Origin of the sequence: Nocardia sp. NPDC002869, assembly GCF_046764065.1 — a bacterium.
GTDB classification, from domain to species: domain Bacteria; phylum Actinomycetota; class Actinomycetes; order Mycobacteriales; family Mycobacteriaceae; genus Nocardia; species Nocardia rhamnosiphila.
On sequence record NZ_JBKOOL010000063.1, the window covers coordinates 22,746 to 29,953 of the forward strand.

Consider the following 7,208-nt stretch of genomic DNA (forward strand, 5'->3'; position numbering starts at 1 on the left):
ACGATCACCCGAGCGGTGCGGTGTCCGCGTTGCGGGCGGCGGTGAAGCGGACCATATCGGCCGGCCGGGCGAAGGTGTCCGCGAAGGCGTTCGCCAGCGCGGGGTCCTGCTGCGCGGCCAGCATGAACTGCTGCATCTCGGCCGGTGGGTCGAGCACCGCCGCCGTCCACCGCGCGGCATGGTGCGCGGTGCCGGTGAGCCACGGCGTCGCGGCCGACACCATCCAGGACCGGTCGAACGGCCCGTCCGGACAGGCCAGGATCGCGGCGGCGTAGGTCTCCGCGCAGTGGGCGGCGTTGTTCGCGCCCTGGGCGCCACCGGGGTCCATCCGGCACACCACATCGCCGCCGCCGAGTACCGGCCGGCCGGAGGGCAGTGTTCCCACCGGTCGGCGCATGGCCGGCGGCACCGCACCCGTCAGCGCGGCACGGGCGTCGGTCAATTCGGCCGTGCGATAGCGATCCGCGAGATCGGCGGGCAGATAGGTTTCCAGCAGCCGACGGGCCCGGCGCAACTGCTCGGACGGTGGGTCGTGCGGATCGAAGACATCGAGGGGGCCGCCGGGGATCGCCTCGATCAGCAGCATCTCGCACCGCCGCTCCGCGCCCGGCGCACCGGTGAGCCCGGGGTAGGAGATCACTTCCCCCAGGCCGGGAAGCGATACATAGATCCCGAGGTCGTCCGGGTCCGGCGTCGCACCCTCGAGGTAGAGCACGGCCAGCTGCCGCGCGGGCTGGCCGGGCGCCGGCCAGCCGGGATCGGCGGGGAAGCAGGCGGCCAGCTCACCGGAGGCGCGGGTGACCACGGTCAGGTCGTACTCGTCCGCCCGCCGATCGATTTCGGCCACCGGCGGATCGCCGATCTCCAGATCCCCACCGGCGTCGATGTAATCGGTGAGCCAGCGCGCGAACACAGTACGCTGATCGACGCTCTGCGCCGGCCGGGTGAATCGGCCGGTCCAGCCCAGTATCCGCTGGCCGTCCATCACCGCGGCCAGCCGGATACCGCGTATCTCGGGCGCCACGGACCGCCAGTGTCCCAGGCCGGCCGCGCTTTCCAGGTCCAGTGTCGCCGGGAACTTGACCTGGGTGCTGGTCACTGTGCCGTTCAGTACGGCGGCGGCCTCGCGTGCCGCCACCAGTGTGACCGGACGACCCGCGCGTAGCAGTCGATGTGCCAACGGAAGCCCGCATTCGCCCGCCCCCAGAATCCGGATATGTCCCATCACGCGCCCTTTCCTCTGACCGATTCGGCCGGTTCCGACCAGATGATCCTCGGCGAATAGGTGGGACGGGCACATCGGTACCACTGCGCGGAATCGTCGGCGCCGACTACTGTTGATCCTCATGGCGGTGCGATCCGCGCCGGGCGCGAGCGCTGCCCCGGCGGCAGTGGGGGATTTCGTCGGACGGGCCGACGAGGTGCGGCGGATCGTTTCGCTGCTCGCGGTGCCGGTCCGGCTCCTCACGGTGCTCGGTCCGGGCGGGATCGGGAAGACGCGCTGGTCACGGAGGCCCTGTCGGTCGCGGAGCGGTCCCGCCCGGTGTACCGGGTACGGCTCGACCGGCTGCCCGAGGGCGCCGATGCCACAGCGATCGACGAGGAACTCGCCCGCGTGGTGGTCGGGGCCGATTTCTCGGGTCGTTCGGCCCGGGAGGCGATAGTCCGGGCGCTGCGCCGCCCCGCGGGCCGGGTGCTGCCCGCGGTACTGGTACTCGACAGCTGCGAGCACATTCTCGACAGTGCGGCCACGGTGACCGCCGACCTGCTCGATGCGGTGGACGAACTGACCATCGTCGCGACCAGCCGGACACCGTTGGGCTGGGTCGACGAATATCTGATGCCGGTGCCGCAGCTGTCGCGGGAGGAAGCCGTCGCATTGTTCCGCGGCCGGGCCGCCGCCGCGGGTCACCCGGTCGACGATCCGGCACAGCGGGCGATCGTCGCGGAGATCTGCCGGCACCTGCACGACCATCCCCCGTGTATCCGGCTGGCCGCCGCCCGCCTGGCCCGCCGAATCACTGCCCGCGATACTGCATGAACTCAGTGCGGTTGGACAGCCTCGGTCCATTCGCGGCGCACACCGACGCCGCGGCCGACGCGGCGCGTACGGTGCTCCGCCGCCCGGCATTCGACACAGCGGAGCGGGAAGGGTCGGCGCTGCGGCCGGAGTCGCGCGAGGTGGAGCGGATGGCGCTCGGCGCGCTGTCCATGACGAAACTGCCCGCCGGCCACCCGGTATGGCGGCAGCGTCCGTCGCGCTGGCACGAACTCTCCGCCGCCGAGCAGGAAGTGGCCGTCCTGGCCGCCGCGGGCTGGACCAATACCGCCATCGCCGCCCGCCAGGGCAGCTCGAACAGGACGGTGGACGTGCAGATCGCTGCCGTATTGCACAAGCTGATGATCGGTACCCGCGCCGATATCGCCGCCCTCGTACCACCGGCGCACCAGGGCTCGGTCGAGACGGCGGCCGCGCGACGGCCGCGGCCGGCATCTCGGCCGGTGCCTGAGGAGCGGATCCCTGTCGAGACAGGCGGAGAGGCCGGGAATACCCTTCCCGGCCCCTCCTGTTAAACGAGTGGGATTCGAACCCACTACCGTCGGAATGAGAGTCCGATGCTCTACCAGATGAGCTATCGTCCGTTCACCTGTGATCGCCGAATATGCGGGTGTGGGTCATGGTGAGTAACCCCGCGCGTTTCCTTTACGCCACAGCGGCAGGGAGAGCCGCCACCGGGAATCGAACCCGGATCTCGGGGGTGCATCGCGCACATCCGCCCGTCGAGCGATCGATGAAATTGTTGAGCTTGGAGCAAGAAGCTGAGTTTTTCGGCAGACTCTGGCAGTGCCTGCGCTGTGTGAGGATGAATTTCAGTCTCAGATTGCGCTCCATCCCCCCGCAGGGGGAGTCTGTGGTCCCGGCTACCCGAACAGGTAGTCGAGAATGGCCCGGCCGGGCTCTACATCCGTCACGGGCGTCGCGTTCGCGGTCTCCCGGGCGACCCGCACCGCGTCGAGCAGCTTGCCGAGCCGGTCGTCGATATCACCGACCTCCTTCGCCGGCAGCGCGCCGGAGAACTTCGTGGTGGTCCAGCGGCCGACCACGACGTCCTCGTGATACACCTCCACCTGTGCCGGGTGCTTGTCGGTGGCCGGTGCCAGCACGTGGTTGCGCGGCACCTTCTTGGTCCGCACCGTCTGCGACGGCTGGGTGGCGTAGCAATCGCTGACCTCGTCGAACGACCACGACTCCGCCGGATCCAGGGTGGGCAGCTTGGCGACGAACTTCTTCAGTTCGCTGAGCTGCTTCTCCAGGAACAGCAGGTAGGTGACCGGCAGGTCGCGGGCGACGGCGATGCCGTCGACGGTCACGTCGGCCTTCGCCGAGCAGTTGGCCGTATCCTTCGTCGCGGTCACATCGAACAACCGTGTCAGGGTGCTCTTCATATCCGCGATCACCTCGCGCGTGCGCACCTGCACCCGCTTGGACTCCGACGGCAGCTCCTCACCCATATCGTCGAGCGGACGGTAGGTGCGCGAAATACCGGACAGCAGGTCGGCCTTGCCCACGCGCTGATAGGCGGCGGTCACATCCGCGTTCGCCTGTGACTTCGCGCCCTTCTCGATGGCGATGAGCTGATTCAGCTTGGTGGACAATGCGTTTCCCTCCTCCGGTCACCTCGTCGCGACCGGGAAGAATCGTAACCGGGAGAGCCCCGAGCATGCCACCGAATATCCCGTGCGCGGCACCCTTCGGGCCACGCGGCGGTCACGGCTGTGGATCCGCCGTCCTGCCGGGCGGTATCCCGTCAGGCCCGGCCGGGGGCACGGTGGGAAGCGGGCCCGGGATCACCCGCGGCGTGACGTTTTTCGAGCCACATACTCACCGCCACTGCCACATACGCGGCGGCGGCCGCCAGTCCCGGCAGCACGAGCATCAGCGAAAGGAACGAGAGGAACGAAGACACGGGCCCTCCTGGAGCACTCGACGGGAACTGCCGAACCGGTGCGCCGCATTGCGTCACCGTCCTGCCGGGACATACCCACGTCCGGACAGTGAAACGTGCACGGGGCGGAGACCGGAGTGACGGTCGCCACCGGCGCCCCGCGAAACGCCCGGCCCGGCAAGGCAGGCATTCGTCAACGGGCACTTCGTGAGCGCCGGGGACCCGAACAGTGGAGCGATGTCCCGCGACAGGGACGCCGTCGAATCCGGATCGGACAACAATCGAAAGCCGAGGCGTCCGATGACCGTCCCGCCCGGGTCGGTGGGCAGGCCTTCTCCGATGCCCCTGCCCCATTCTCTGCGGCACCGGGGGGAGCGAAATGAGCGGTAACGCCGGGAGCACTCTGCTCGCCTCGGTTACGCGGCGCCTGGCCATGGGGTTGAACGAAACCGCAGGCCGGTTGGCGCAGTCGTTCGGGCAGCTCTATCGAACCACCAGCGCTCTGTTGCGCGACGGCGGCCCATATGATCGAACATCGCGACGGCATACATGTCCTGTGGGAGATCGCCCCGGACGGGCTCGGGACCCGTCCGGGCAAGCCGGTCACCTCGCGTTATCGGCCCTGCGCGGCCGAGGCGACCAGGTACGGGCGCCGCTGGGACAGGGACGAGGCGTTCGACCCCGAGATGCTCGAACACGTCCGCGAAGCCGTGAGCGCCTCGATCCGGAAAATGCGTTCGACCGCGCCGGACGCTTCCGGTGTGGACCACCTTCGATCACGAGATGGTGCGGGACATATTGCGCGACAATCGTTTCGGAGTCGGCATCCCGACGGTCTTCAGCACACCGCGGCCGGTGCGGCGCGCCTTGGCGCGCCGGCCGCTGCCGCCGAACCCGGTGGACCCGCCCTCGATGCCGGTGCCGGACCAGCCCGAGCACACCCGGATGCGCAAGCCCGTGGCCGCCGCGTTCACCCCGCGCGCGGTCGCCCGATTTGCGCGATCGGATCGAAACGGTCACCGAGGAACTGCTCGCGACACTGCCCGACGACGGGCCCACCGATCTGGTGGCCCGGTATGCCGCCCAGGTGCCGATCGCCATCATCTCCGAGATGCTCGGCGCGCGCACCACCCGCACGGAACTGGAGATCGTCGGTCCGGTTGCGCAGCGGATCGACGGTGGTGCTGTCGCTGGCGGGCGCGAACCGCGACCCCGCGGTGTTCGCCGATCCGGCCCGCTTCGATATCACCCGGGACAACGCGAAGAATCACTTGTCCTTCAGCAGCGGTATCCATGTGTGCCCGGGCGCCGGCCCGGCCCGCGCGCCCGCAGTCGCCGGCACACCGGCGGGCCTGTCTCCGTGGCGTAGCCGTAGCGCGCTGCGCCCGTTCGGATTTCCGGACGGCCGTCCATGAGGTATGGAGACTGCGCTCGGTCGCCGGCAGGAGGCGGGTCGAGCGGTCGACCCGGAAATCGGGCACGCCTGGCGGCGAATGGTGGCCGGCGGCGGGCGGATACGGGTCGAACGGCCGGCGGCCGAGGTGGGGTGGAGTCGTAAGCGGTTGTGGTCGCGGTTCCGGTCCCCACTCGGGACGACTCCGAAACAGGCCGTACAGCTGGTTCGATTCGACCGGGCGGCACCTCGCCTCTCCCGGGGACCTCTGGTATCCGCGGACGGCGGGTACGCCGACCAATCCCACCTGTATCGGGAGGCCGCCGCCTTCACCGGACTGACACCCACGGCTCTTGCGGCCGCGCCGTGGCTCACGGAGGCGTCCCCGGCGGCACCGGCCCGCGTCCGGTGACCACCACATGTCCGGGTGTCCGTGGATCCGCCCTACCGCTTCGCCGGTTTGCGGGCCGGGGTTCAATGGTGCGGCACAGCGTGCAGCGTCACCTCGCGCAATGCCCCGGACCGGATCCGTGCGGTCAGATAGGTGTGTTCGGGCTGCCGTCGGCGATCGGTCGGCGACCCGGGGTTGAGCAGGCGCAGACCGGTATCGGTGACGCTGTCCCAGGGAATGTGACTGTGGCCGAAGACCAGCACATCGGTTTCCGGGAAGGCCGCCGCACAGCGCCGTTCACGGCCTTTCGCGGGCCCGGTCTCGTGCACCACGGCCAGCCGGAGACCGGCGAGGTCCGCCCGGGCGATCTCGGGCAGCCGGGCGCGCAACTGCGGTCCGTCGTTGTTTCCGTACACGCCGATGAGCCGTCTGCTGCGTGTTTCCAACCGGTCCAGTAGCGCGAGTTCGACCCAGTCACCCGCGTGCACGACGATATCGGCCGTATCCACCTCGTCCCAGAGAACCGTGGGCAGGTCCCGGGCCCGCCTCGGTACATGCGTATCGGACATGATGAGTAACCGCATGGGTCCGGTGTAGCACCCGGACACTTCCGCGCCGCATCCGCCCGGGACACGAGAGTGGCTAGAGCACGACCGGGTGATCGGAGACCACACGGCCGCCCAGATGCACCCAGCCGTCCGGGTCGTGCCTGGTGAACAGTTGTGAACCCTGCCCCTGGGTGATGGTCAGACCGCGACCCAGCCGGGCGGTGAGGGCGATGGCAGCGGCGCCGGTGGCCTCGTCCTCGGAGATGCCCATGGCAGGTGCGAACATCCGGGAACGCACCGCGTCGCGAGCCCGGTCGGTCCAGGCCCAGACGTAGTGATGGCCGCTGTCGAAATCGCCGGGCGTCACGGTGCCGAGGAGTTCGGTGTCGTCGAATTCGTGGAAAGTGAATTCGGGCGCCCATTCCGGCCGGGCCCGTACCCAGGTGAGACCGGCATCCGAGGTGACGGCCACCGGACCCGCGGGCACCTCGAGCGTCTCGACCGGCGTGCCCTGGTCGGCCAGCCACCAGGCCGTCCCGACCGTTGGGTGGCCGGCGAAGGGGAGTTCGACGGCGGGAGTGTAAATACGCACTCGGGCGATCCGGTCGGCCGGCGACTCGACCACGACCGTCTCGCTGTAACCGAGCCGGGCGGCCAGCGCCTGGTGGTCGGCACCTTCCACATCGCCGGCCCGGGCGATACCGAGGGGATTGCCCCACCGGCCCGCGGTGTCGGTGAAGACCCGGATGACCTCGACCTGCGTACTGTCTTGCTCTGGCGTGCGCACGGAGTCAGGCTAGCCGAACGCGAACACCGAACCGCGGGGCCCCGGAGCCGGCGCACGTATCCTGCGGCGGACGCATGCGGCGGCGAAGCGGTCACACCGCTCCGGCCGACGACGGCGGGGGGCCCCGGGGGTGACGCGGGCC

10 protein-coding genes and 1 tRNA gene are annotated in these 7,208 nt (G+C 69.8%); 4 read left to right on the top strand and 7 right to left on the bottom strand.

Annotated features, from left to right (window positions below):
* Positions 1–4 precede the first annotated feature (4 nt).
* Positions 5–1,225 (bottom strand): styrene monooxygenase/indole monooxygenase family protein, encoded by a 1,221-nt coding sequence (locus ACLML9_RS14125; protein WP_411945959.1) that lies wholly within the window; start codon positions 1,223–1,225, stop codon positions 5–7.
* 318 nt (positions 1,226–1,543) lie between these two features.
* Here ACLML9_RS14125 and ACLML9_RS14130 point away from each other — a divergent pair, with 318 nt between their 5' ends.
* Complete coding sequence (locus ACLML9_RS14130; protein WP_411945950.1) at positions 1,544–2,041, top strand: hypothetical protein; 498 nt, start codon at positions 1,544–1,546, stop codon at positions 2,039–2,041.
* Positions 2,038–2,574: a helix-turn-helix domain-containing protein gene (locus ACLML9_RS14135; RefSeq protein ID WP_411945951.1), complete on the top strand. Its 537-nt coding sequence runs from the start codon at positions 2,038–2,040 to the stop codon at positions 2,572–2,574. Before ACLML9_RS14130 ends, ACLML9_RS14135 begins: the two co-directional genes overlap by 4 nt.
* On the opposite strand, the gene ACLML9_RS14140 is transcribed toward ACLML9_RS14135, so the two are convergent.
* The 4 genes from ACLML9_RS14140 to ACLML9_RS14155 form a co-directional block, all read right to left on the bottom strand.
* Positions 2,571–2,643: transfer RNA gene (locus tag ACLML9_RS14140), tRNA-Glu, on the bottom strand. The two genes, ACLML9_RS14135 and ACLML9_RS14140, sit on opposite strands and share 4 nt — an antisense overlap.
* Before the next feature lie 279 nt (positions 2,644–2,922).
* Positions 2,923–3,657: a hypothetical protein gene (locus ACLML9_RS14145; protein ID WP_411945952.1), complete on the bottom strand. Its 735-nt coding sequence runs from the start codon at positions 3,655–3,657 to the stop codon at positions 2,923–2,925.
* 152 nt (positions 3,658–3,809) lie between these two features.
* On the bottom strand, positions 3,810–3,968 hold the full coding sequence (locus ACLML9_RS14150) for a hypothetical protein (RefSeq protein WP_156058681.1): 159 nt from the start codon (positions 3,966–3,968) through the stop codon (positions 3,810–3,812).
* A 755-nt stretch (positions 3,969–4,723) separates the two neighbouring features.
* Positions 4,724–4,921 carry a hypothetical protein gene (locus ACLML9_RS14155; protein ID WP_411945953.1) on the bottom strand — a complete coding sequence of 66 codons (198 nt, stop codon included), beginning with the start codon at positions 4,919–4,921 and terminating at the stop codon, positions 4,724–4,726.
* Positions 4,922–5,107: 186 nt separating this feature from the next.
* Here ACLML9_RS14155 and ACLML9_RS14160 point away from each other — a divergent pair, with 186 nt between their 5' ends.
* Both ACLML9_RS14160 and ACLML9_RS14165 read left to right on the top strand, forming a co-directional pair.
* Entirely contained in the window at positions 5,108–5,362 is a 255-nt protein-coding gene (locus tag ACLML9_RS14160; RefSeq protein ID WP_411945954.1) for a cytochrome P450, read from the top strand.
* 78 nt (positions 5,363–5,440) lie between these two features.
* Positions 5,441–5,752, top strand: coding sequence for a helix-turn-helix domain-containing protein (locus tag ACLML9_RS14165; protein WP_411945960.1), 312 nt, complete (start codon positions 5,441–5,443; stop codon positions 5,750–5,752).
* 62 nt (positions 5,753–5,814) lie between these two features.
* On the opposite strand, the gene ACLML9_RS14170 is transcribed toward ACLML9_RS14165, so the two are convergent.
* Positions 5,815–6,315 (bottom strand): metallophosphoesterase family protein, encoded by a 501-nt coding sequence (locus tag ACLML9_RS14170; protein WP_411945955.1) that lies wholly within the window; start codon positions 6,313–6,315, stop codon positions 5,815–5,817.
* 58 nt (positions 6,316–6,373) lie between these two features.
* The gene (locus tag ACLML9_RS14175) at positions 6,374–7,066 is read right to left on the bottom strand and encodes a PhzF family phenazine biosynthesis protein (RefSeq protein ID WP_411945956.1); all 693 of its coding nucleotides are present in this window, start codon (positions 7,064–7,066) and stop codon (positions 6,374–6,376) included.
* Positions 7,067–7,208 lie beyond the last annotated feature (142 nt).